Raw genomic sequence first — 25,661 nt, forward strand, 5'->3', positions numbered from 1 at the left:
CCGTCAGGGTCAGCCCACCCCCACCGGCTTCGCCCACGCCTCCCAGCGCCAGCATGTAGACCGCATCCACCAACTCGGACACGCTCACCAGCCCCAGGCCCAGGCCGTACCCCGTGTAGAAGTCCTCGCTCTTGTCCTCGGGCAACGGGAGCAGGGAACCCGCGGGCAGCAGGCCCGCCGTGACGCCCATCAGGCCTCCCTGGAGCCCGTACTTCAGCCGCATCAGGAGCAAGTCCACCTCGTCCGGGTGGTAGGTCACCTTGAGCACGGCTTGGATGTTTTCCGTGGTGCTATCGTCGCCGTACGTCCTGTCCCGCAGGTAGTCGTATTCCTCGCTGCGGGTGCCCGCGCCGAAGTTGAGCTCGAACGGCTTGATGGGATCAAAGTTCGGCGCGCGCTCGAAGAGCCCGGGCCCCAGTCCCTGGGCCGGATAGCGGGTGTCCGGCGCGGTCCACTCCCCCGGCACCCGGCCCACCTCCATCCCGTACCAGGCGTCGTAGTAGTAGATGGCGTCTATCGACATGTAGCCGGAGGGGTCCGTGTACCGGAGCGGGTTGTTCAACACGTAGCTGTACCGGTTGAACGACTGACCCATCAGGGGCGCCTGGATCACCGGATCCGGACTCAGGAAGCGGCCGATCTTCGGGTCGTAGATGCGACCGCGCATGTTCACGAGGTCGAACTCCACGTCCTGTTCGTGACCCGTGAATCCCCGGCTGACCTCCTGCGGCGTCCCCTGCCACGGCACGGACAGGTCCAGCGGATGCCGCCGCCCGCCGAACGGGTCGTACTTCATCCGGCCCACCAGCTTGCCGGACGCATCCGTCACCGACTCCGTGGAGCCCTGGTGATCCGGGTGCAGGTAGTTCCACGTCTTCTTGAGCGGCTTGCTCGGGTCGGCGTCGACGCGCCAGACCACCTGCGCGATGGCCCGCCCCGCCGCCCCGACATGGAACGCGTGCGTCACCCCACCGCCGGGCTCACGACGCTCCTCGTAGATGCCACCGACGTACGTCGTCACCGTCCCATCCGAGTGGCGCTTCACGGCCCGGGTGTTGCCCGCCGTGTACCGGTAGGTCACGCTCTGCTGCCCGTCCGTAATGCGCGACGGCAGTCCAAAGCCCGTGAACTCCACCGTCCGCCCGGGCGCCGACGTCTGGTTGCCGCTGGCGTCGTAGCCGTAGCTGCCCGCCTGGGAGCCCGTCAGCGCATGCGGCCCGGCCCCGCCTACGCCGTAGGTGAAGGACTGCGTCTGACTCGTCCCCAGGGACGACGTCCAGCCCAGCAGGTTGCCCAGGTCGTCATACGCATACGTCTGCCCGATGGAACGGCAGTTCTGGGAGATGCTCCAATCCGTGAGGCGATCCAGCCCGTCATAGTGGAACTCCTCGGACGTGTTCGCGAGCCGGTCATGGCGGCCAAGGATGTTGCCAACGCCGTCGTACTCATACGCGAGCTGCTGGAGCCCCGTCGTGCCCTTCTGGGTCTGGATGAACCGCAGCCGGCCCATGGAGTCATAGAGCCGCTGGGTCACCACGCCGTTGCCCAGGGTCTCGGACAACAGCTGTCCGACCGCGTTGCGATCCACCACGCGCCACCGCTCGCCCAGGGTGTCCAGGTCCCGCACGGTCTGGAGGTCGCCCCGCGCGGTGTACTCGTACCCCAGCGTCAGCCGCGCTCCCGCGACCGCGGGGTACTCCAAGGCCTGGAGGCGACCATGGCCGTCGTAGCTCCGGTCAATCGCATACGGGCGCCCCTCCACCGACCACTGCTCCCGGGTGGGCCGGCCCAGGCTGTCGTAGGTGTAGTCCACGAAGATGTCATCGAGGGAGGTCTGGGCGTCACCCTCCCGGAAGCTCCGCATCAGCCGCCCGGGCACCGCGGGCCCCTGTCCCAGGACGTCCCAGGTGAGCTGGGACGTCCCATCGCGTGAGCTGTGGATGGTGAGCGGCCGTCCCAGGCTGTCCCGGGAATAGGTGGTCAGGACGTTGGACGCATCCACCGTCCAGTCCATCTCACCGAAGGCCGTGTAGTGCGTCGTCACCAGGCCCGAATCCGGGTCCTGGAACGACGTGCGTCGCCCCGTCGCGTCGTAGCCAATCTGCGTGATGTGGCCCAGGGGATCGCGCGCCTTCACGAGCAGCCCGAAGGGGCCATACTCATAATTCGTGTCCAACCAGCCCGCCGTCGTCGACTTGCGCTCCGAGCTGCGGATCACCCGTCCGTTGACGTCGTTGAGGAAGCGCCTGGCGTTCCCGTTCGTGTCGGTCACCGTGGTGAGCAGTCCCTGCGGGAAGTCCAGATAGGAAGACGTGGAGAAGGAGCCGTCTGGCTTCGTCACCTTGACCACGCGCCCCAGGGGGTCGTACTCCCACGCGGTCACCACGCCGTCGGTGCCGCCCATGGGGTTGGGTTCGATGACCTGGGAGACCCGCCCGTGCCAGTCGTATCTCCGCTCGGAGATGACCGGAGCGCCGTTGAAGTCCTGGCTCGTGGTCTTCACGGACCGGCCCAGCCGGTCGTAGTCAACCGTCACCGTGCGCGATCCCGCGACCGCCGTGCTCACCTGGAAGCGATACGCGCCGTTCACCAGGAACTGCGTGTAGTGCACCTCCGTGTCGGACAGGTCCGGAGCGTCCTCCTTGCGCATGCGCCCGAAGCGGTCGTACTGCCAGGTGGTCACCACGCCCAGTTCGTCGCGGCTCGCCGCCAGGACCCCGAGCCCCGGGTGATAGGCATACTCCGTCGTATGGCCCACCGCGTTGGTGAGTGACGCCGGGAAGACGCGGTCGAAGCCGTCGTAGGTGATGAGCGTGGTGCGTGACAGCAGTCCCCCACCGGCCGTCCGCGTGAGCTGCGTCGCCAACCCGTCCGGGGAGCGGGTGAAGGTCGTCGTCTGCTCAAGGGCGGGATCCCCCGGCATCAGGGTCTCGCTCTGCAGGTAGCCCGTCGCCGCCTCGTAGCCCAGCGCCTTGCTGCGGATGATCGTCTGCCCGTTGACGATGCTCGTCTCGCGGACGTTCGTCGGAAGCCCCACGAGCCAGTCCGAGGGCGAATTGGAGTACTCCGCCTGCCAGGCGACCTGGTCACCGCCGTGCGTCGTCTGGGTCTTCTCCAGCAGGTTTCCGTAGGTGTCGTCATGGAACCAGCTGGTGTCGGTGACGCGGACGAAGCCGGTTCCCGGCCCGGATGCGGTCGCGAACTCCCGCTCGGTCTCGGTGCCGGACAAGGGGAACATGGCCAGCACCTTCGTGTTGGGCTCCGTCCCGCTCCGGAGCGTGGACCGGTAGGTGATGACGCGCTCACGCTCCGTCGTCCTCCCGGCGAGCTGGAGCTGGGTCCGTTCGCGCAGCGGCGTCGACGCATAGGGATAGAACGTCCCGACGCGCGTCTTCGTGCCGTACTCGGTGCGGGTCACGGTGAAGTCCCGCACGTCCGTGACCGTCATCGCGCTGAAGCCCAGCCATCCCCGGCCGGTGACGTCGATGCGGCCGTCCTCGTAGAAGTAGCGCTTGATGCCCGTGGGACTCGCCTCGCCCATGTCGGTCTGGCTTTCGGACACCACCCAGACGCTGTCCCGGGCACACGTGTTGGGATAACCGCAGGTCGTTCCCCGAGCATGCACGGTCGGTTCGGAGATGGGCTTGTAGCTGAACGTGGTGCTGGAGTTGAGGCCGTCCCTCACGGCCGTGAGCATCCCCGGCCGCTGCCCATCCCGGCGGTAGACCATCAGCCGGCCATTCTCGGGCTGGGTCAAATCCATCAGGCCGTCGCCGTTCATGTCGAAGATCTTCGACAACTGGTAGTGGCGGGTCTCCGCGTCCGCGGACACCGGGAGATCCCAGCGCACCCCAGCGCCAAAAGTGCTGCCATTGGAGAGCATCACGACGAAGTGCGTCCGGTCCGTCCCCCGCTTGCCCATGAGCAGCAGGTCCTGACGACCGTCGTGGTTGAAATCCAGGACACGGACGCCGTTGTCGAACTCCCAGGAGGTGAGCTTCGCGAACGCGGGCAGGACCTGGGTGACCGGGGCGGCGAAGCCGTTGCCCGTGTTCATCATGATCTCGATGTCACCACCCTCGCCGGGGCTCATGATGGCGTCCGGCAGGCCATCGCCATTGATGTCGGCGAAGAGGTAGGCCTTCTGGTCGACGTGGGGCAGCAGCAGGGTCGTCTCCGTCTTGACGAAGGCGCCGTTGCGCTTCTGCACGGACCAGAACCGGTCCGAGACCGGCTCCACGTATCCCGCGGGAAGCTGCCTCTTGTTCTCCATCAACAGGCTGGTCTGAGACGTCCCATCCTGATTCAGGGTGAAATAGATATTGTCGTTGTAATCATCAGGCTGGAAGGTGATCTGCTGGTAGGGCTGAAGCACCCCCTGGAGGTTCTCCCGGAAGGAGAGGCGAGGCAGCCCCTGCCCGTTGGGGTTGGCGTAATTGATCTGGACGGCCTCCATCAATCCATTGCCGTCCAGGTCCGCCATGAAGGTCTTGCGCGCCTGATCCGTATCCACCAGCGAGAAGCCGGACATGCCGCCCCGGTAGTTCATCAGGGTGCGCGGAGGAGTCAGGCTGCAGCCGTCCTTCTGGACCATGCTCACGTCCAACCGTCCGTCGAGGTCGACGTCGTACCAGCGCCCGTCCTCGCCTTCGGTGTTGGCCCAGCAGCTGGTGGGCAGCGCGGTGACCGTCGGGGCGTTGAAGGACGTGCCATCGCTGGTGCGCACGCGCCAATGGAAGGAGGAGGACGTGGCGTTCGCCCGATAGATGAGGTCATCCCGGCCGTCCCCGTCGATGTCTCCCGGCTGCAGGGACGCGAACGCCGCGGTGATGTTCGCGTCGCTCATGGCCGGGTCCACCGGGGTGAAGGTGTTGACCTGCGGCGTCCACTCGAAGGACATGGGGCGCTTGCAGCGGGAGCTGCCGTCACACTCCTGCAGCGACGTCAGCAGGCTGCGGCCGCTGCCGACCTCGTCGGTGTAGGAGAGGGAATAGGATTTCAAGACGACGGGAAGACCGGACTCATCAGGCCCCCACATCCGCAGGAGGGAGAGGCGGCGGCTCATCTTCATCTTGAAGCCAGCGACGTAGACCGTGCGGTTGTCCAGCGGGCGGGTGCCGTAGCCGAACTCCACGGTGCGCCGGGGCTGCTGCGTCCCGTCGAGCATCGCCGTGTAGCGGATCCGCAACAGCAGTTGCTCGTAGCTGGAGTCGTACGCGTCGTAGTTCAACGCGTAGTCGAACAGCATCGCGTTGCCGACGCGATCCGCGACCTGCGCCAGCGACCAGGCATACCGGTTCACCTCCGCGTCGCGCGTGGTGAAGTAGCTCTTTTCAAAAGCCGGTCGGACGCTGATGCGCGCCCCCTTGAACGTCGCGTTCCCACCGCCATAGGTCAGGATGCGACCGTTCTTGGTGTACACCCGGAAGGACGCGGGCCCATTGGCATCCGCATCCAATGAGACGACCTTGGAGAACCCGTCCAGCTCCGTGCGGTACTCCGTGTTCGATGCACCATACGCGCCGCTGACCGCGACGAGCCGCTGCCCATCCAGGCAGAAGGCATCCGCCGCCGTGAACGTCACCGGCTGCGAGAAGCCATCCTGTGCCACGGTCCTGGGGCACCGGGTGATCTGGGACAGGCCGGACACGCTCCATCCCACGCCCAACAGGCCGTCGGGGTGGCTGCTCTTGTACTGGAGCGACAGCGAGGGTTGCATCCCCGCGCGGCCCGGAGTGACCCAGAGCGGGAGCGAATAGGTCGCGGAGCCATCCGAAGACACCCCGGCCTGCCCCTTGAGCGTCCCCGCCACGAAGCCATCCACGGTCTCCGTCGGGAGCAACGTGTCGGGCGGCACGGACAACCGCTGTCCCCGCGTGCGCGCCACGGCGCCATTGGCTTCCGAGGAAGACTCCGTGGGGCTGCAAGCCCCCAGGAGCAAGACGCCTACAACCCATGCGATTCGACGCATCATCCCGCCTGCAGAAGGACCGCCCCGCTCGAAGCGGGACGCAACTGAATCAAGACACCGTGACCGCGAGTTCGTGGTTCCCGAGCGCGTCATGACTCGACCGGACCCGGCTCGCAGCTCACGCCCGGGCAGAGGCGGTTGGTGCTGCACGAACCATCGCAGCAGAGGTAGGAGCCCGCGGGGCACACCGGGGCCGTCACGCACTGCTTGTTGATGCAGTTGCTGCCCTGGGCGCAGGTGCCACAATTCAGCGTCCCGCCACACCCATCCGAAACCAGCCCGCAGCTCGCCCCCAGCGACGTGCAGTTCGCCGGAGTGCATTGGCAGACGTTGTTGGTGCAGGAGCTGCCCGAAGCGCACATACCGCAGTTCAGCGTCTCGCCACACCCGTCCGCCACCGTTCCACAATTCTTGCCGAGCGACTGACACGTCGCGGGCGTGCAGACGCACTGATTCCCGACGCAGGTCGCCCCCGTGGCGCAGGTGCCACAGTTCAAGGCCGTTCCACAGCCATCCTGGACCGAGCCGCAGGAGGCTCCCGCCGAGGCACAGGTCACCGTCGCTTCGCACTGACAGACGTTGTCAGCGCATGAGACTCCCGCACCACAGGTGCCGCAGTTCAACCAGCCACCACACCCGTCGGGCATCGGGCCGCAGTTCTTGCCGAGCCCCTGGCAGGTGTAGGGCACACACCCCGTGCAGGTGCCCTCTTCCCAGTCGGCGCGGCAGACGGAGCCCTCGTCCACCAGCCCGTCACAGTCGTCGTCCCGCCCATTGCAGACTTCGGCCACGGGGGTACACGCCGCCCAGGTGGTGGATGGCAGGAGGGACCCGACGGTCAACCAAGCCAGGGCGGTCAGGGCCACCAGCCGGGACGACTTCTCGAAAAACGTCATGTGATTGCTTTTTCCGGTAATGACACCCATCCGCCAGGCACACGTGTCACGGAGGGCGGTGGGGGGCGCTCTTCTACATCAGACAGTGCTTGGGAATCCAGCGATGCCCAACAACTGGCGCGCATGGCTTCGCACTGCATGCGCGTCCATTCCTTCCGCACGCCATGTCCGGGTTGTCTTCAGCCCATAGGCTGGAAGGCCCTGCATCGTCACGCGCGCGGGTGCGCGGAGTCGTAGACCTCTTGCAGCTGCTCGAACGTGACGTGGGTGTACTTCTGCGTGGTGGACAGGCTCGCGTGGCCCAGCAGCTCCTGGATGCTGCGGATGTCCGCGCCGCCGCCCAACAGGTGCGTGGCGAACGAGTGGCGCATCGCGTGCGGGCTCACCTTGCGCGCCAGGGCCAGCTTGAGCACGTACGCGTCCAGGTGCCGAGCGATGCTCCGGGGCGTGAGGCGCCCGCCACGGAAGTTGAGGAACAGCGCGTCCGGGTCCTGCCCGTCATGCACCTTCGCCAGCAGTTCGCCGCGCCGCGCGAGGTAGGCCTCCAGTGACTGGATGGCCTTCGCGTTGAGCGGCACCAACCGCTCCTTGCTGCCCTTGCCCATCACCCGGACGATGCGGCTGCTGCGCTCCACGCCCAGGAGGTCCAGGCCGCACAGCTCGCTGATGCGCAGGCCGCCGCCGTAGAGCATCTCCAGGATGGCCTTGTCGCGAAGCCCCAGCACCGAGTCCAGGTCCGGCATGTCGAGGATGGCGAACACCTCCTCCACCGGCAGCACCTTGGGCAGTGACTTGGGCAGCTTGGGGCTCTTCACCAGCTTGGCGGGACTGGCGGACAGGAGCTTCTGCCGCACCAGGTACTTGTAGAACGACTTGATGCTGGCCAGCCGCCGCGCGCGGCTGGAGGGCGCGTGGTCCACGCTGAGCGTGCCCAGGTACCCGCGGATGGCCGCGTGAGAGCCCGCGAGCAGCGACAGCTTCACCCGCTCCACGAGGTAGCGCTCATAGTCCACCAGGTCGATGAGGTAGTTGCGCACCGTGTGAGGGGACGCGCCCTTCTCCCCTTCGAGGTGGTCCTTGAACTGCTCCAACAGCGGGGACAGGGTCGACATGGTCGGGGAAGCCTAGGGGCCTCCCCGAGCCTCGCAAGATTCGCGTCGCTTCGCGACCCTGGCCTACTTCGCGGGAGCGGGCGCCGGAGCAACCGGGGTGACCGGCACCACGGGAATGGCCCCTGCCGGCAGCTCCGTGGGCACCAGCTTGGGCAGGAGCACGCGGCAGGCGTCCTCGGACAGCCAGTGGTAGGTGCACAGCCACTCCGTGACGGGCACGCGCACCTGCCAGCCCAGCACGAAGAGGATGAGCAGCGTGAGGCCGATGCGGCCCCCCACCGACATGCTGTCGCTCTCGTCGTCGTCCTGCGTGTGGCGCAGCGCCCCGCGCACCAGGTCCGCGCGGTCCACGCGCGCGCCCTTGGGCAGCTTCGGCTTGCGGGTGATCAGCGTCGCCACGCCACGCGTCAGCATCAACCGGTCGTTGAGCGCCCAGCCGGAGCCCTCCAGGAGCAGCGCCAGGTTGCGCCGGCGCAGCTTCATCCACCCCAGCAACCCCGCGGGCGCCATCACCACGATGGCCAGGATGGTCGCCGCGGTGATGACGTCCACCAGCGTGAGCGACTTCACCTGCGTGAGGATGAACGCCAGCGACGAACCCAGGGCCGCGAACGCGATGCCGCCCGCCGCGAGCACGCCCGCGAGGCCGCCTCCCGCCGGAGCCGCCGCGGGCGGAGCCGCCGGGGGCGGAGGCGCGGTCACCGTCTGCTTGTAGCCGGACTCCAGCGACGCATCGAAGTCCTTCTCACCGGACGCGGCCAGCCCCTCCACCTTGCTGGTGATGAACGAGCCGATGCGCATGAACGGCATGGTCATCGACTCCCAGAGCGACACGGGCTGGCGGATGACCTGCGTGACGATGGCGTCGCTCTCCTTGCCGTCCACGTCGTAGAACACGCCGCGCTTGCCCACGACGAGCTCCGTGCTGCGGCCGGAGGTGACGGGCACCGCGACCTCGTAGGCGTCCGTCGCGTCCCGGGGCATAACCTTCACGTAGAGGATGCAGGTGGTCCCCTGCCCCGTCAGCGCCGCGTGCGCCGCGCGGTCCGTCACCAGCACGGACAGCGTGTACTTGCGCCCGCCCAGGATGAGCGTGCCCTTCTCCATCAGCGCCCGCCGCTTGGGCAGGTACAGGTTGGGCATGCTGATGAAGTTGTTGGAGAACAGCAGCAGCCAGCGCTGGTACAGCACCAGCCGCTCCAGCTCCGCGATGACGTCCAGCGTGGGCTTGAGCGACAGGTCCTCGCGGCTCACCGCTTCAATCGCATCCAGGTCCTCGTCGGACACCGAGCCCAGCGTGTCCGCCACCGTGTGCAGCGCGCTCGCGTCGCGCTTCGCCTGCCAGCCGAGGATGGCCTCCGCCTTCGCGGACAGCTCGCGCCAGGCGGTGTCCGTCAGCTTCACGCCGTCACCCAGCAGCGGCGTCGCCACCTCCTGGTGGAAGGCCTCCAGCTTCTCGTAGCCGGCGCCGCGGTACAGCCGCGCCCACACCAGCACGCCCGTCGGATCCGGCGGCGCGATGGGCAGCTCGTTCGCGGCCTTCCCCATGGCGCCCAGGTCTCCCAGCGCGCCCTCCACCCGGTCCGCGCGCAGGCGCAGGCTGGCGGCGGCCTCCGGCTGCGCGGCCACCAGGCGGCACTGCACGAAGTAGCCATCCAGCAGCGGCGCCACGTCGTGCACGCGCTTCGCCTGATCAAGGCTCGCCGTGCCCCAGGTGAACACCGCGTCCCTGCCGCCCAGGTGCGCGAGCAGCGCGGTGCGCTCCTCGCGGAAGCGCTTCACGCTTCCCACGTCCACGCCCGCCAGGCCCGCGCGGTTCGTCACCTGCGGGAAGGCCGCGATGATGGACTGGGCCAGGGGCCGCAGCCGCTCTGGCAGCGACACCGGCGCGATGATGCCGTCGCCGTTCTTGCCCGCGTCGCGCAGCGCCTTGTCACTGGTGCGCAGCTGCTCCAACGACAGACGCGTGGTGTCCGGCGCGTTGAGCGTGCGCAGCACCAGCTCCGCCGCGCCCTTGAGGTTGTCCGCCGTCTCGGAGAGCGCCGCCAGCTCCAGCACGTCGCTGCCCGCGTCCGCGCCCTTGCGGTCCTTCAGCCGGGCCGCCGTCCAGTCCACCGCGGCGCGCAGCTCCTCCACCCGGATGCGGCGGTTGCCATCCGCGTCCATCAGCGCGAGGAAGCGCGGATCACACGCGATGCCCTCCATGGGGCACGCGAGCGCCATCCACTGCGTCGCGGGAATCCGCACCGCTTCGGTGAGGGTGTTGAAGTCGGGGATGTCGACCTGGAGCGAGCCGCCGTAGCGGCGATAGACGAGCTGTGTCATTCGGCGCGCGAAGACAGCACACCCCGTCCGGCTCTGCACGCCTCAACGTCCGCCCGCGCCCGGGAAGGAAGGCCCGAAGGCCCTCCCTGCCCTGGGTCACCCGCTACTGCGCGGCGGCGACGGCGCTGTACACGCCGGGGTTCTGGCCCTGGCTGATGATGTAGACGGCCCGCGCGTCATCCTTGCCCGCGAAGTACACGGGCACCTGCACGCCCTGGTCGAGCGTCTTCCGCGCCCCCGACTTCACGTCGTAGACGGCCACGTCGTAGGTGTCCGAGTCCATGCGCGCATACGTCGCGAGCACCCGCGCACCGTCCTCGGAGATCTTGTAGCTGAAGATGCCCTGCAGCCACGTCTTCGCCTCGGCTGGCTTCTCGTTCAGCTCCACGGCCTTGAAGTCGCACGCGCGGCCGTTGCGGATGCAGTTGGTGCGGAACACCACCGCGCTGTTCTTCGGCGCGAAGCCGTAGCCGAACACGCCCGGCTGCACCTTCTCCGCCTTCTCCTGGCCCAGCGCGTAGAGCATCAGGTCCACGGAGAACACCGGCTTCACGAAGCGCGACAGGAACGCCACGTAGCGGCTGTCCGAACCCCACACGAAGTTGGGCACCCGGTCCCCCACGCGCTTGGGCGCGCCGTCCGGAAGCGACGCCACGCCCAGCCCGCCCGCGCGCGACGGCTGGTCATACTTCTCCAGGAAGGCCACCGCCTTGGAGTCCGGCGCGAAGGCCATCTCCTCCACGGCCTCGCCCACCTTGCGCCCCGCGCCTCCGGACGCCGGGCCCACGTACAGGTCGCCCAGCTGCTCCGGCTTGCCGTTCTCCGTGCGCGCCAGCCACTGGCCATCCGGTGAGAAGCCGAACGTGTTAGTGCCCACCGCCAGCTTCGCCCCCTTCAGCCCGGGCACGTCCGCGAGGAACAGGTCATACATCCCGCGCACGGCCTCGCTGCGCACCTGGTAGGCCACGTGCTTGCCGTCGGAGGACACCTGGTAGTCGCCCACCTGATCCGCCAGCTTGCGCGGCGGCTCGCTGGCGCCCACCGTCACCGCCGCCAGCCCGCCCGCGGCCGACAGCCGGCGCTTGAAGAGCAGCGTCTTGCCGTCCGGGGTGAACTGCGCGGTGCTGACCTCGCCTGCCACGTCCAGGAACGGCCCCTGCGGCAGCTTGCCCAGCTTCAGCGTGCCCGCGTCCACGAAGGCCACATGCACGCCGTCCGGGGACGGCAGCAGGTAGCTCACCGCCGTGCCCAGCTTCACCGGCTCCGCGCCCGCGTCCGCGAGCGACAGCACGTTCAACTCACCGGACTGCGAGGCCGGGTTGTAGCCCGTCACGTAGAGCAGGTGCTTCGAGTCCTGGGAGAACAGCAGGCTGCCCGGCACGTTCGTCACGCCGTCGCCCAATTCACGCGCCTTGCCGCCCGCCACCGGCACCACGTGCAGCGACCCCACCAGCATCTGCGGCGGGATTCCGTCAAGCCGGGGCTTCTGGCCGTTGAGCAGGAACGTGGCGAACTGCCCGTCCGGCGAAAGGCGCAGGTCCGCCGCGCGGCCCGCCGCGAGCAACTGCCCCTGCCCGCCCACCACCGCGGTGCCCTTCGCCGCGCTGCGGACCGTGTCGCCCTGCGCGGCGCTGCGCTGGGAGGGCGCGCTGTTGTCCTCGCCCTTCTTGCATCCCGACAACGCCAGCAGGGCCACCAGGCCCACCATCCCAGTTCGCATCATGCGCTCGTCTGTCCTTCCGTCTGGGCGACAACGCCCGCGAGTGGCAGCCAGGCCGCCAGGTCCTGCTTCGCCCGCGCCGAGTAGGCCGCGCGCTTGTCCGCCTTCTTCATCCGTCCCGACAGGGGCGGGAACAGGCCGTAGATGACGTTGGTGGGCTGGTGCGGATGATCCGGCGGGTGCGCTTCCCCGGTGAGGTGCCGGTACAGCGACCCCAGCGCCGTCGTCGCGGGAGGCGGCACGAACGGCGTGCCCGTCAGCCGCGCGTGCACCGCCAGCGCCACCATGTAGCCGCACGCCGCGCTCTCCACGTAGCCCTCCACGCCCGTCACCTGTCCCGCGAAGAACACCCGCCGCTCCGACTTCAACGACAGGTCCTCCGCCAACAGGCGGGGCGAGTCGATGAACGTGTTGCGGTGGATCTGCCCCATCCGCAGGAACTCCGCATTCTGGAGGCCCGGGATGCACGTGCTGAAGATGCGCTTCTGTTCACCCCACGTCAGACGCGTCTGGAAGCCCACCATGTTCCACGCCGTGCCCGCCCGGTCCTCCATGCGCAGTTGCACCACCGCGTAGGGGTCCTTCCCCGTGCGCGGGTCCTTCAGCCCCACCGGCTTGAGCGGCCCGAAGGACAGCGTGTCGTCTCCGCGCTCCGCCATCACCTCGATGGGCAGACACCCTTCGAAGTACTTCGGTTCCTCGAAGCTGTGCGGCACCACCTTCTGGCCCGCCTTCACCTCGTTGACGAAGCGGTAGTACTCGTCCTTCGTCATGGGCAGGTTGAGGTAGTCATCCCCGCCGCCCTTGCCGTAGCGGCTCTGGCGGAACGCCACGTCCATGTCGATGGAGTCCCCGGACAGGATGGGCGCGATGGAGTCGTAGAAGTAGAGCTTCGTGCCCACGTGGCGCTCCAGGTCCGCCGTGAGCGCCTCCGACGTCAGCGGCCCCGTCGCCACCACCACCACGCCGTCCTCCGGAAGCCGCTCCACCTCACCGCCCACCAGCTCCACGCCGGCCTGGAGCCGGGTGGTGATCTCGCGCGAGAAGCCCTCGCGCTCCACCGCCAGCGCGTCCCCCGCGGGCACGCGGTGCAGATCCGCGCTGGCCAGCACCAGCGAGCCCAGCGCGCGCAGCTCCGCGTGCAGGAGGCCAATGGCGCTCTCCGGGTTGTCCGAGCGCAGCGAGTTGCTGCACACCAGCTCCGCGAGCGTGTCCGACTTGTGCGCAGGGGAGCGCTTGTGCGGCTTCATCTCCCGCAGCACCACCGGCACGCCGCGCCGCGCCAGCTGGTACGCGCATTCCGTGCCCGCCAGGCCGCCGCCAATCACCGTCACCCGCTGCTGCTTCACGTCCGACATGCGTACCTCCGGGCCCTCTGTACCGGGCCCCAAAGGGCCCTGTTAGCAGAGAGGCCACGCCCTTTCACGTCCGCCCGCCTGCCCTGCGTCCCGCCGTGCGTGCGGGACGGGAGGTGAGGTTTCCCCACCTGGGATCCAACCCTAGGTTTCTCGCGGTCTTCGCTCGGGACCGGGAAGCGTCCGGGCGAGCGCCCTTCAACCGCGAATCTGGGATGGGAGTGACGCAGCCATGAGCCGAACCGACGACTTGCTGAAGATCCGAGGCCTGCTGCAGGAGCGTCGCAGGACGACCGAGGGCGCGCAGGCGGGTGCCCGCCGCGAGCTGGCCGCGCTGAAGGACCAGGAGCGTGATCCCGAGTACGAGGAACAGGCGCAGGCGGAGCTGGCGGACTACACGCTGTCCACGCTGATCGAAGCGCAGCGGCGGGAGATCATGCTCATCGACGCCGCGCTCAGCCGCATGGACAACGACGTGTTCGGTGAGTGCGTGGACTGCGGCAACGAAATCTCGCTGGACCGGCTGGAGGCCATGCCCTTCGCCATCCGCTGCGAAGAGGACGCCGCCATCCACGAGCAGGAGACGCGGGAGGCCGCGCGCCACGTGGGCAGCCTGTCCCTCTAGCGAAGCCGTCAAGCGCTCCCCCGTGCGTCCATCCCGCGCGGGGGAGTCGTGTGTCCAGCGGCTACTCGGAGTCGCGCTGGAGCACGATGAAGCGGTAGTTCTGCAGCTCGTTCTCGCCCGCCGTGTAGAGCACCGTGAGCAGCAGATCATACGGGACCATCTTGTCCGCGATGACCGACAGCTCGTGGGTGAAGGGCGCCGCCGGGTTGCGCTCTTCGATGTACTTGAGCTTCGCCACTTCCTTCTTCAGCTGCGCGTCCAGCCCGAACACCAGGCGATCCTTCACCTCGGTCTCCGGGATGCGGCCGTTGATCAGCCGCACCACCTCGCGGTCACCCACCAGGATGTTCTTGGGGGTGATGGTGATGGCCACCGTGTCCTTGGGCGTGGCGCGCGTGGAGGACACCGGCGGCCGGACGTCTTCCGACGCGGTGATGGCCGCGGACGAGGACGCGAAGGACTTCAGGAGGAACACCAGGATGATGGTCATCATGTCCATCATCGCGGTGATGTTGAGCTCCTTCACCTCGCTGGCGGCTTCGCGCTCCTTGCGCTTCTTGCGCGTGAGGGCCCGGCGGTAGCGCATGCGCGCGAGCTGGTCGGCTTCTTCGGCGGACAGGGGCGCGGGTTCGGACATGGCTAGAGGACGCCCAGGGTGACGTCGGGGAAGAGCAGCTTGCGCTCGGCGACGGTGCCTGACGTCTCACGCAGGGCGTCCATCGTCTGGATCAGCGAGTCGTAGGGGATGTCCGGATCCGCCGCGACGATGACCTTCGTCTCCTGCGGGAAGGCGGCCTTGAGCTTCACCATCCGCGCGTTCAACGCGGCGAAGTCCTGCGTGCCGTCCGCCTTCAGCGGCACCGTGGGCGCCCCACCCTCCGCGGGCGCGGCCTCCGGGCTGTCGCCTCGGATGAAGAGCCCCTTGTGGGAGATGAGCACGGACAGGTTCAGCTTGGGCGCGTCCGCGTCCCCTCCCGCCCCCGCGGTGGCGCCGTAGCTGGGCGCGTTCACGTTGAGCGCGCCAAAGGCGGTGAGCCCCGTGATGGACAGCAACATGAAGATGATGAGGTTCATGAGGATGTCGAGGTACGGGACGATGTTCAGCTCGCCCCCCTCTTCCTCTTCCCTCGGCTTCAGCTTGCGGCGCGAGTAGTGGAACGCCATGGCGTGTCCGGTGCCTTGTGGCGGCCTACGACGCGGCGCGGACGTCGGAGTCCGAGGGGACGACTTCCAGCGAGCCCCGGCGCGACAGCAGGTTCTCCAGCTTCAGCGCGTTGAGCTCCACCAGCTCCACCATGTTCTTGGAGTAGTTGCTGAAGAACAGGTGCGCCACGATGCAGAGCACCGCGATGGAGAGGCCGAAGCCCGTGTTGTACATGGCCTCCGAGATGCCGTTGGAGAGCAGCGCCTGCTTCTGCTCCGCCGGCACGTTGCCCAGCGCGCGGAAGGTGCCGATGAGGCCCACGATGGTGCCGACGAGGCCCACCAGCGTCGCGATGTTCGCGAGCGACCACAGCCACTGCACGCGGCGCGAGACGTGCGGCGTGTACTCCGCCAGCGCCTCCTCCACCGCCTTGGCCACTTCCAACTCACCCCGGTTCGCGTTGATGAGCCCCGCGCGGATGACGCGGGCCAGGGGCGAGCGCGGCGCCATGCCGCAGAACTTCACCGCGCGGTCCAGGTTGCCGCTGCGGACCATCTTGTGGACCTGCTCGATGAACGCCGCCGCGTTCAGGCGGTAGCGGTAGAGCAGCGTCACCGCGCGCTCACCAATCACCGCCAGTGACGCCGCCAGCCAGAACAGGTTCACGAACATGAACGGGCCGCCGGCCTTGAACGCGCCGACGATGAACTCCCCCAGGCCTCCCGAAGAGGCATGGCCCGCCGCGGCGGGGGCGGCCTCGGCCACCACCACGCGCAGCAACTCACTGACAGAGGGAATCATCGCGGAGCGCGTCCTTTCGCTGCCCCCCGCGCGCACCCCTGCCGCGAAAAGGGCAGGAGGCTGCGATCACGGGCCGGGAGCAATCCGGACTTCTAGGACTTCGCCCGCGAAGGTGTCAAGCCAGGGGGCGGAGCCTACCCCCCTGGAATGACTGGGCTTTTGCGCTCAGGCTTCCACGGTGGGCGTGGGAGCAGGCGCGGCCTCCGCGGAAGCCCCCGGAATGGCTGGCTCCACCACCTCGCGGCGGTAGTCGCATTCCTTGTTCGGGCAGGCGATGTAGGCGCCGTCCCGCTTGGAGAACTTCTGGAGCAGGTAGGGCGACGCGCACTGCGGGCAGGCTTCCGCGAGCGGCCGGTCCCACGCGGCGAACTTGCACTCCGGATACCGGTTGCAGCCGAAGAAGATCTTCCCGCGTCCGCTGCGGCGCTCGGTGAGGTAGCCCACCTTGCACTCCGGGCAATTGACGCCGATGGAGATGGGCTTGGACGTCTTGCAGTCCGGGTAGCCCGAGCACGCCATGAAGCGCCCGAACCGGCCGCGCTTGATCACCATGGGCTTGCCGCACTTCTCGCACTTCTCGTCCGTGGTCTCCTCCTCCACGATGACGATCTTCCCTTCCGCGTCCCGCTTGAAGTCCTTGGTGTTCTTGCAGTCGGGGTAGTTCGAGCAGGCGAGGAAGTGGCCCATCTTCCCGAACTTGATGACGAACGGGTTGCCGCACTTCTCGCAGGCGATGTCGGTCTTGATCTCCTCGCGCTTGACGTCGCGCATCTCCGCTTCGGCCTTCTCCAGGGTCTCCTTGAAGGGCCCGTAGAAGTCGTGCAGCACCGTCTTCCAGGACGCGCCGCCGTCGGAGATCTGGTCCAGCTTCTCCTCCATGCTGGCCGTGAACGACACGTCCAGCTCATGGGGGAAGTGCTTCACCAGGAGCTCGTTGGTCATCTGGCCCAGGTCCGTGGGACGGAAGCGGCTCTCCAGCTTCTCCACGTACTTCTTGTCCTGGATGTTGGAGAGGATGGCCGCGTACGTGGACGGACGCCCGATGCCGCGCTCCTCCAGCTCCTTCACCAGCGTCGCTTCGCTGAAGCGCGGAGGCGGCTGGGTGAAGTGCTGTTCGTTGAGCAGCTTGTCCAGCCGGAGGACCTCGCCCTCGTTGAGCGGGGGCAGCTCGCCCACCACGTCCTCGGCGCCCTCTTCACCGGCGGCCTTGGCCTTGTCGCGCTCGGACTCCTCTTCCGGCGTGAGGCCGGCGCCGTAGACGCCCAGGTAGCCGGGGAACTTCAGGGTGCTGCCGGACGCGCGGAAGGTGGCCCGGCCCGCGGTGATGTCCGCGGCGGTCTGGTCATACACGGCGGGCTTCATCTGGCACGCGACGAAGCGGTTCCAGATGAGCTCGTAGAGCCGGAACATGTCCAGCTCGTCCATGGCGTCGAAGAAGGGACGCACGCGCTCGGGCGGGTACTCCAGCGACGTGGGCCGGATGGCCTCGTGCGCGTCCTGGGCGCTCTTGCGGCTCTTGTAGACCATGGGCTCCGGCGGGAGGTAGTCCGCGCCGTACTTCTGCCCGATGAACTCGCGCACCTGCGTCACGGCGTCGTCGGACAGACGCGTGGAGTCCGTGCGCATGTACGTGATGAGCGCCGTCTGGCCCTCCTCACCCAGCGGCACGCCCTCGTACAGCTTCTGCGCCAGCGTCATCGTCTTCTTGGCGGTGAAGTGCAGCCGGTTCGCCGCCTCCTGCTGGAGCTTGGAGGTGATGAAGGGCGCGGGCGCGTTGCGCCTGCGCTCCTTGCGGTCCACCTTCGTCACGGTGAAGGGGGCGCCCTTCAGCTCCGCGACGAGCCCGTCCGTGGTGGCGCCGTCCTTCAGCTCCACCTTCTTGCCGTCCACGCGGGACAGCTTCGCCTTGAAGGGCGGAGGCCCCTGCGGACCCTGCACCAGCGCGTCCAGCGTCCAGTACTCTTCCGGCTGGAAGGCCTTGATCTCCGCCTCGCGCTCGACAATCAGGCGCACCGCGACGGACTGCACCCGGCCGGCGGACAGGCCGCGGCGGATCTTCTTCCAGAGCAGCGGCGAGATTTGATAGCCGACGAGCCGGTCCAGGATGCGCCGGGTCTGCTGCGAGTCGTAGTTGTCCTGGTTGAGCTGACGCGGCTGCGCGATGGCGTCCTGCACGGCGCGCTTGGTGATCTCGTTGAAGGTCACCCGCAGGGAGTCCGGGTGGCCCAGCTCCTCCTTGATGTGCCAGGCAATGGCCTCGCCCTCGCGGTCGGGGTCCGTCGCCAGGAAGACGCGGTCCACCGTCTTGGCCATCTTCTTCAGCTCGTTGAGGACCTTCTCCTTGCCCTTGATGACCGTGTACTCGGGCTTGAAGTCGTCCTCCACGTCGACGCCAATCTTGCTCTTGGGCAGGTCCTTCACGTGCCCCACGGACGCCTTCACCGTGTAGCCGGAGCCCAGGTACTTCTTGATCGTCTTGGCCTTGGCGGGCGACTCCACCACGACCAGGTAGTGCGGGCCCTTGCCACGGCGCTCGGGCACTTCCTCTTCGGCGTCCGCGTGCGCGTCGACGGTGGGCAATTCTTCGCCTTCCGCACCACGGCGGCGGGCAGCGGTCTTCTTCTTGGCAGTGACCTTCTTCGCCGCCGTCTTCTTCTTGGCGGCCTTCTTGGCCGCCGGCTTCTTCGAGGCCGCCTTCTTGGGCGTCTCCTCCGCCGTCGCCTCCGTCTGCGCCGCCTGTGTCTTCTTCCGCGTGGCCATGGCTCTCCTACCTCGAACTGCCTCTAAACCTTCTCGTACCGTTTACCCGGGTGCTGGACCACCAGCCCCGACAATTCCAACTCCACCAGGGCGCTCGTGAGCGCCGCGGGCGACAGCGGGCTTCCGGCGAGCACCTCGTCGAAAGAACGGGGAACCCGGTCCAACAGCCCATAGGCCCCGCGCGCTTCCACCGACAGCGCCTCCCACCACCCCGCGTCCCGCCCCGCCGGCACCGCGCGGACCGGGTGAACGCCCACCACCGCACAGATCGTTTCAGCGGATGTGCACGCCAGGGCCCGCCCGTCCGCCAGCAGGGCGTTGCAGCCCGCCGCGGCCGGCTGCCAGACGTCCCCGGGCAGGGCGAACACCGGCCGGCCCTGGAGCCGCGCCGCCTCCGCCGTGTACAGGCTCCCGGAATCCGCCCCGGCCCGCATCACCAGCACCGCATCCGACGCGCCAGCGATAAGACGGTTGCGCCGGGGAAAGGTGGTCGTGCTCGCCCGCACTCCGGGCGGCAGCTCGCTGAAGAACACCCCGCCCCGCTCCAGGAAGTGGGGCAGCAGCCGGGCCTGGGCGGAGTCCAACGCGTCCAGCGCGGAGCCCAGGAAGGCCCACGTCTCCGCGCCCACGTCCAACGCGCCCCAGTGGCACGCCCGGTCCACGCCCTCCGCCGCGCCCGACACCACGCCCAGCCCGGACTCGGCCACCTTCCGGGCGAAGGTGCGCGCGAACGGCAGGAAGCCTTGATCCGGGTGGCGGCTGCCCACCATGGCCAGCCTGCGCCGGGGAGGCCCCGGGTCGCCCCGGTGGAACAACAGCGGCGGCGCGTCCTCCACCCCCACCAGCCGGGCGGGATAGGCGGGCGTGCCCGCGAAGGCCACCTGGAGGCCCGCCCGGGCGCAGGCCTCTTCCGTCCGGGACGCCAGGGAGTCCAGCGATGCGACGGCGGCCAGCCGCTGGCGGACGGGGGCGGGCACCGGCACTCCGGCCACCCAGTCCCGCACGGGCGTGGACGCGAGCCGGGACAGCGCCCCACCGGCGAACGCGCGCACGGCGGCCAACGTCCGGGGCCCCAGGCCAGCAATGGCCCAGAGCGCCAGGGTGGCGCGCTGCTCGTCCCAAGGTGGGTTGATGTCCGTCGATGTGTCCGCCATACCGTCCCCGCCTGTTTCCCACCTATATAGAGGTGGTCCCGGGAGGGGCGTGACACATAACACCGGAACTTCGGGGGTCAAGCGACCCGCCCTTCCCGGGCGGGCCGGAATGCAGCATTCCTGCCGTTCGCCGCCTGCGTGCTCAGCGGCTGGCGGTGGGCGTTCCGTCCTTGCGCATGGTGGCGCGGTCGCCGGCGGAGACCTCCGTCAGGGAGCGGGTCAGCAGGCAGTTGGAGGTGCGCTCACGCACTTCCGTGACCATGCACTGGGCCACGGCCTCCCAGGGGTAGGCCTTCTGGCCCTTGCCCGCGTCGCCCATCTTGTAGTCGCTGCGGCCGAGCACATCCAGGCTGGGGTCGCCGCGGCGCTCGATGGTGAAGGTGTTGCCCACCTGCACGCCGTCCGCGGTGCCGCGGTCCACGACGATGAAGTGGTGCTCGCCCAGCAGCGTCTGGCCCGGCGTCATCGGCGTGAGCACGTAGCCGGGGATCTCCTTGGCGTTGGGCTTGGGGGCGATGCGCTCCGACAGCTTCTCGCTGGAGGGGCCCACCAGGTCGCCACGGGCGATGGGGTCCCACGTCTCCATGATGCGCGCGGTCACCACGTCGTCGTTGATGGCGACGACCTGCACCGTGCCCAGGAGCTCCGTGAGGTAGCCCGTGCGCGCGTTCGTCACCGGGTGCTTCACCTCTTCCACGGTGTGGAAGATGACGTAGCGGTCGCCAATCTTGGCGGCGCCGCGCTTCTTGAAGCGCAGGTAGATCTTGTCCGGGGCGGAGAGCATCAGCGCCTCGGAGGCCGAGCCGTCGATGCGGCCCGCCTCGTCCAGCTCGCGCGGCGTCACGAAGCCCTTGGTCGTCACCGGGCGCGCGCTGGCGGGGTCGTAGCCGATCTTCCCGACCACCGACACCAGGCTGCCGCCGCTCACGTCCGTGGGCGCCGCCACGTCGTCGGAGGGCAGGTCACCGGCCTCCACGCGCGAGGGCACCTCCTCGCCGCCGGGGAAGAACTTCACGTTGTTGCCCGGGTAGATCCAGTGCGGGTTGGCGATCTGCGGGTTGTAGGACCAGACCTTGGGCCAGTACCAGGGGCTGCCCAGGTAGCGCTGGGACAAATCCCACAGCGTGTCGCCGGTCTCCACGGTGTGCACCTGCCCGGGCGCGCTCTCACGGCCCTGCGGGGCGCCGGGCGGCAGCGTGACGGAGGTGGGCCGCTGCTCCACGTCGTCGGAGATGTCCTGCCCTTCCGTCTCGGTGGAGGCCGGCTGGGGTTCCTCCTCCTGCGCATCCTGGGCGAAAGCCGTCCATGCCGGCGCGACGGTGAGGGGCACGAGCAGGGTGGCGAGGATCCGGGAGCGCATCGGAGGACGTCCTTTCACAAAAGGGCTTACGGCGAGAGCGCGGCGAGCCGCTGCTCCGCCTGCGTGGCGGCGGCCGTCCCCGGGAACTGGGTGACGACGCGAGTATAGAGGGCACGGGCATCCACGGCCTGATTCAGCCGCACCCGGCACTCCGCGAGCCGGAGCATGCCGTCCTGGACGGCATCCCCGGCGGGGTAGGTCTTGATGAGCCGTTCGAACGTCTTCGCCGCGCCGGTCGGATCCTGGAGGCCCATCTGGCCCAGGCCGCTGAAGTACAGGGCGTTGTCGGCGCGCGGGTGGCGCGGGTTCTCCGACGCGAAGCGCGTGAGCGTCTCCACGCCGCCTTCCACGTTGCCGGTGCGCAGCATGGCCACCGCGCGCTCGTACTCGGCGTCGAGGATGTCCGGATCCTTCTCCGGAGGCTCCATGCTCACACGGGCCGAGGTGACGGAGCCCGTCCCCGAGGAGCCCTCCACCGGGGAGATGAACATCTCCATCTGATCCGTGTCCGGCTCCATCACCGCCACCGCCGTGTTGATGCGCGGCGCGGGTTCCTTCTTCGGCTTGAGCCGCACCACCGTCAGCTCCGCGGGGGCCATCCCCAGCGGCTCGCCGCCTTCGGACGGGGCCGCTTCCGGCTTCGCGCTGGCGGAGGCCACCGGGGCAGCAGCGGGGGCCGGGGAGACGGTCCGGGCGCGGGAGACGGCGTCGCGGTTCTCCAGCCGCTCCAGGCGCTCCACCAGCGACGCCTGGTTGGCGCGCAGCGTGCGCACCTCCGCCTCCAGCCGGCCCACTTCCGTCTGGGAAGCAGCGGTGGTGGCGCAGGCGGTCGGCGCGGAGAGCGCGACGGCGGCAAACAGGCGGAAGAGGAAGGGACGCACCGGCACGAGCCTGGACGGAGGGGATTCCACGTCGAGGATAGGAAGGCCGGTCGGAAACCGTCAAGAAAACGACCCGGACGGGCCTCCGCTAGAAGCGGTGCAGCACGAAGTTGAGGTGACGCCCGGTGCGTCCCGCGTCCCGCCGGTGAGAGAAGAACCGTTCGCGATCACACGCCGTACAGGCCTGTAGCACGTCCACCTGCCCTGACTTGAGCCCCGCCTTCACGAGGGACGACTTCACCGCGAGTGGCAGGTCCAGGTGCGGCTTCTCGCCCGCGCGGACGACGTCCGGGCCGAAGCGCGCGCGGAAGCGGTCGCCCAGCTCCGCCGACACTTCGTAGCAGCACGCCTGGATGCAGGGGCCCACCGCCGCCAGCAGGTCTTCCGGCCTGCTGCCTCGCGCCTCCAGCGCCTCCACCGCGCGGGCGCTGATCTCCAGGTCCGTGCCCTTCCATCCGGAGTGCACCGCCGCCACGCGCCTGCCGCGCGGATCCACGATCAGCACGGGCACGCAGTCCGCGGTGCCCACCGCCACCCAGCTCCCCTCCCCTTCCGTCCAGAGGGCATCCGCTTCGCCCAGCGTCGGGCGCAGCACCTCGTCCGCTTCGCCGCGCGCCTCCAGCACCACGTCGCCGTGCACCTGCGACACCCGGCAGAGCGCGCCCAGCCTGGCGCCCGCGGCCCGGGCCAGGAGGCGGTGGTTCTCCTCCACGCGCGGGCGCTCGTCGCCCACGGAGAAGCCCAGGTTCAGCGACGCGTAGGGCCCTTCGGACACCCCACCCGCGCGCGTGGCGAAGCCGTGCGGCACCGGCAACAGCGCGGACGTGAGGAACTGGGGCGTGGACATGGTGGCCTTCCAATCTCCGGGCGCGGGCTTCGGCAGGGCGCCCACCGTGCCACGGGCGCAGCCCCTGAAAACAGGAACATGCGGAGTAACAACACCCCAGGTTCAATATTTCGACACGAGTACGTTTGACAGGGCGTGTCATGCCCCTGACAATTTTCAACACTCCGGCACTCGCGGACAGAACGCGAAGGCACGGAGCACACTGCGCCCCGCACATGGCCCTCGGTTCCGAGACGATTGGCAGGAAGCTCTTGTGGAGCATCGCCCTGCCCGGGTTGGTGGTGGCGCTCCTGGGCGTGGGTCACTTCTCACGCGAGGCGCGGCAGGCGGTGCGTGAAGGCACCCACCTGGAAGCCCTGGCCCTGGCGGAAGCCGTCGCCTCCACGTTCACGCTGCCGCAGGCGCCGGGCGCCGCTCCACACGGGGCGGTGGCGGACGTGCTGTCGTCGGACACGCGGCTGTTCCGCTCCGTGGAGGACCTGCGGGTCCTGACGCCGGACGGGCGCATCCGCTGGAGCCGGCGGCCGGCCGAGCAGGGCCATCCGCATCCGGAGGCCGCGCGGCTGTCCGCGACGGGGCCGGAGACGGCGCGCTCCAGCGAGCACGGCACGGAGGTGGTGCGGCCCCTGGGCGGTCCGGAGTGCTCCGGCTGCCACACCGGCCAGGCCGCGCAGCGCATGGGCGTGCTCCAGGTGCGCCTGGGCGAGCCCACCCTGCACCGCCAGCTCCAGACGGTGTTCCAGGACGCGCTGGGCGCGATGGTGTTCTTCGTGGGCATCCTGGCGCTCGTGACCTGGCTGTCGCTGCGCTTCGTGCTCACCGCGCCGCTCAAGCGGCTGAGCGAGGCCATGGGGCGCGCGGCGGACGGGGACCTGCTGGTGCGCGCCGAGGCGAAGGGCACGGACGAGATTTCGCGCCTGGGCGCGGCCTTCAACGGGATGCTCGCGCGGCTCACCTCCATGAAGGTGGAGGAGATCGACACGCACCGCGACCTGCAGCTGGTGAAGGAGAAGCTGGCGCTGAAGGACGAGCTGGAGGAGCGCCTGCGGGAGCTGTCGCTGCTGTTCGACGTGGCGCGCTCGCTCAACACCACGCTGGAGCTGGACGAGCTCCTGTCGCGCATCACCCGCATGGTGGTGGAGCGGCTGCACATCCCCGACTTCTCCATCATGCTCCTCAACGAGGAGGGCATGCTGGAGGTGAAGCACGCATGGCCGCAGGGCCGGGGCCTGGAGGGCCACACCTTCGCCATCGGCGAGGGCGCGTGTGGACGGGCCGCCCAGACGCGCAAGGCGGTGTACCTGCCGGACCTCACGGACAGCACCAGCATCTTCGCGCGGCGCGGCCTGCGCGGCGGCTCGGAGCACGGCACGCTGCTGGCGGTGCCCATGGTGCACGCGGAGACGTTGCTGGGCGTCATCAACTTCCAGCGCCCGGAGACGGCGAGCATCTCCGCGGAGGAGATCGAGCTCTTCACCGCGGTGGCGGATCAGGCCGCGACGGCGGTGACGAACGCGCGCCTGCACGCGGAGACGGTGAAGCTCACGCTGACGGACGCGCTTACGGGCGTGCCCAACCGCCGCCACCTCTTCCAGCGGCTGGACCTGGAGCTGGCGCGGGCCCAGCGCTTCGGCGTGCCGCTGGCGCTGCTCATGGTGGACGTGGACCATTTCAAGCGGCTCAACGACCTGGCGGGACACCGCGCCGGAGACGAGACGCTGCGCCGGGTCTCCGACGTGCTGCGCACCCGCGCGCGCAAGGTGGACACGCTGGGGCGCTACGGCGGCGAGGAGTTCGTGCTGCTCTTGCCGCAGGTCTCCAAGACGACGGCGGTGGAGGTCGCGGAGACGCTGCGCCGCGCGGTGGCGGACTCCGTCACGCTCAGCCGCACGGGGCTGCCCGGCGGGCATGTCACGGTGTCCATTGGCGTCTCGCACTTCCCCACGGATGCGACGTCGCAGGACATGCTGGTGGACTGCGCGGACTCGGCGCTCTATTGCAGCAAGCGCACGGGGCGCAACCGCGTGACGGCGTTCGAGCCCGGCATGGAGGTGCATCCCGGCCGCGAGCGCAGCATCAACGCGCCGCCCGCGGACGCGCCCTCCACGCCGCCCGCGCCTCCGGGCATCGCGAAGGCCTGAGCGCGGGGCGGAAAGGACCGCCCTGCGCCTACCGGCTCACGAGCGTGCGGACCACGGGAAGCATCAGGTCCGCCCACTCGTCGTAGCCCGCCGCGGACGGGTGGAACCCATCCGAGCAGAAGAAGTCCGGGCGCCGGGGAATCATCTCCCGGCTGGCTTCGTGGAGGTCCACCAGGTGGAGCCCGTGCGCGCGGGCCACCGAGGCGATGGCTGCGTTGAACGGCTCGATGCGCCCTTCGTACAGCGCGCTGGGCACCATCTTCGCCACGGGCGCGAGCGCCATGTCCGCGATGTTCACGACCACCATGGACGCGCCGGTCTGATTCAACCGCCGGGCGATGCGGTCCAGGTCGTCCTGGAACTCCGCCACCTCGGTGCCGCGCCAGATGTCGTTGGTGCCCACGCCCAGGGTGATGAGCGTGGGCTGCAACGCGATGACGCGCTTGAGGGCATTGTTGACGATGTCGCGCACGCGCGCGCCGCTCTGCCCCAGGTTGGTATGGCCCACGGGGAGGCCGCCCTGCCGGAGGCGGGAGGCGAGCCGGTCGGGATAGCCCCCGCCCTGCGAC

Annotated in this window: 17 protein-coding genes; 2 read left to right on the top strand and 15 right to left on the bottom strand. The window is 69.1% G+C overall.

All coding sequences use genetic code 11. The annotated features are described in order from the left end of the window. From D7X32_RS29375 to trmFO, 6 genes are all read right to left on the bottom strand, one after another. Positions 1-5,887: RHS repeat-associated core domain-containing protein (locus D7X32_RS29375; protein WP_158625781.1), on the bottom strand; the 5,887-nt coding region annotated here is incomplete at its 3' end. A gap of 173 nt (positions 5,888-6,060) precedes the next feature. Next, complete coding sequence (locus tag D7X32_RS45605; RefSeq protein ID WP_158625782.1) at positions 6,061-6,867, bottom strand: hypothetical protein; 807 nt, start codon at positions 6,865-6,867, stop codon at positions 6,061-6,063. 209 nt (positions 6,868-7,076) lie between these two features. Further along, entirely contained in the window at positions 7,077-7,979 is a 903-nt protein-coding gene (locus D7X32_RS29390) for a tyrosine recombinase XerC (RefSeq protein ID WP_120605879.1), read from the bottom strand. A gap of 63 nt (positions 7,980-8,042) precedes the next feature. Next, the gene (locus D7X32_RS29395) at positions 8,043-10,304 is read right to left on the bottom strand and encodes a kinesin (RefSeq protein WP_120605880.1); all 2,262 of its coding nucleotides are present in this window, start codon (positions 10,302-10,304) and stop codon (positions 8,043-8,045) included. Positions 10,305-10,407: 103 nt separating this feature from the next. Then, entirely contained in the window at positions 10,408-12,027 is a 1,620-nt protein-coding gene (locus D7X32_RS29400) for a PD40 domain-containing protein (RefSeq protein WP_120605881.1), read from the bottom strand. Next, positions 12,024-13,382: a methylenetetrahydrofolate--tRNA-(uracil(54)-C(5))-methyltransferase (FADH(2)-oxidizing) TrmFO gene (trmFO, locus tag D7X32_RS29405; RefSeq protein ID WP_120605882.1), complete on the bottom strand. Its 1,359-nt coding sequence runs from the start codon at positions 13,380-13,382 to the stop codon at positions 12,024-12,026. Before trmFO ends, D7X32_RS29400 begins: the two co-directional genes overlap by 4 nt. 229 nt (positions 13,383-13,611) lie before the next feature. Here trmFO and D7X32_RS29410 point away from each other — a divergent pair, with 229 nt between their 5' ends. Then, a complete protein-coding gene (locus D7X32_RS29410; RefSeq protein ID WP_120605883.1) occupies positions 13,612-14,004 on the top strand; it encodes a TraR/DksA family transcriptional regulator in 393 nt (130 codons plus the stop codon). 61 nt (positions 14,005-14,065) lie between these two features. Here D7X32_RS29410 and D7X32_RS29415 read toward each other — a convergent pair whose 3' ends face one another. The 8 genes from D7X32_RS29415 to pgeF all read right to left on the bottom strand — a co-directional run bounded on the left by D7X32_RS29415 (position 14,066) and on the right by pgeF (position 22,951). Continuing rightward, a complete protein-coding gene (locus D7X32_RS29415; protein WP_120605884.1) occupies positions 14,066-14,641 on the bottom strand; it encodes an ExbD/TolR family protein in 576 nt (191 codons plus the stop codon). Between the two features lie 2 nt (positions 14,642-14,643). Next, positions 14,644-15,168, bottom strand: a complete 525-nt coding sequence (locus tag D7X32_RS29420) for an ExbD/TolR family protein (RefSeq protein ID WP_120605885.1) — start codon at positions 15,166-15,168, stop codon at positions 14,644-14,646. Between the two features lie 25 nt (positions 15,169-15,193). Next, positions 15,194-15,949 carry a MotA/TolQ/ExbB proton channel family protein gene (locus tag D7X32_RS29425; RefSeq protein ID WP_120605886.1) on the bottom strand — a complete coding sequence of 252 codons (756 nt, stop codon included), beginning with the start codon at positions 15,947-15,949 and terminating at the stop codon, positions 15,194-15,196. A 165-nt stretch (positions 15,950-16,114) separates the two neighbouring features. Beyond that, on the bottom strand, positions 16,115-18,709 hold the full coding sequence (gene topA / locus D7X32_RS29430) for a type I DNA topoisomerase (protein ID WP_120605887.1): 2,595 nt from the start codon (positions 18,707-18,709) through the stop codon (positions 16,115-16,117). 23 nt (positions 18,710-18,732) lie between these two features. Then, on the bottom strand, positions 18,733-19,863 hold the full coding sequence (locus D7X32_RS29435; RefSeq protein ID WP_120605888.1) for a DNA-processing protein DprA: 1,131 nt from the start codon (positions 19,861-19,863) through the stop codon (positions 18,733-18,735). Between the two features lie 142 nt (positions 19,864-20,005). Continuing rightward, entirely contained in the window at positions 20,006-21,223 is a 1,218-nt protein-coding gene (locus D7X32_RS29440; RefSeq protein ID WP_120605889.1) for a LysM peptidoglycan-binding domain-containing protein, read from the bottom strand. Positions 21,224-21,249: 26 nt separating this feature from the next. Beyond that, positions 21,250-22,104 carry a tetratricopeptide repeat protein gene (locus tag D7X32_RS29445; protein WP_439329025.1) on the bottom strand — a complete coding sequence of 285 codons (855 nt, stop codon included), beginning with the start codon at positions 22,102-22,104 and terminating at the stop codon, positions 21,250-21,252. An 88-nt stretch (positions 22,105-22,192) separates the two neighbouring features. After that, positions 22,193-22,951: a peptidoglycan editing factor PgeF gene (gene pgeF / locus D7X32_RS29450; protein WP_120605891.1), complete on the bottom strand. Its 759-nt coding sequence runs from the start codon at positions 22,949-22,951 to the stop codon at positions 22,193-22,195. A 215-nt stretch (positions 22,952-23,166) separates the two neighbouring features. Here pgeF and D7X32_RS29455 point away from each other — a divergent pair, with 215 nt between their 5' ends. Then, a complete protein-coding gene (locus tag D7X32_RS29455; RefSeq protein WP_120605892.1) occupies positions 23,167-25,092 on the top strand; it encodes a GGDEF domain-containing protein in 1,926 nt (641 codons plus the stop codon). A 28-nt stretch (positions 25,093-25,120) separates the two neighbouring features. On the opposite strand, the gene D7X32_RS29460 is transcribed toward D7X32_RS29455, so the two are convergent. Continuing rightward, a partial coding sequence (locus tag D7X32_RS29460; protein ID WP_147450313.1) for an SGNH/GDSL hydrolase family protein occupies positions 25,121-25,661 on the bottom strand: 541 nt, incomplete at its 5' end.

The sequence above is a fragment of the Corallococcus carmarthensis genome (assembly GCF_003611695.1).
GTDB classification, from domain to species: domain Bacteria; phylum Myxococcota; class Myxococcia; order Myxococcales; family Myxococcaceae; genus Corallococcus; species Corallococcus carmarthensis.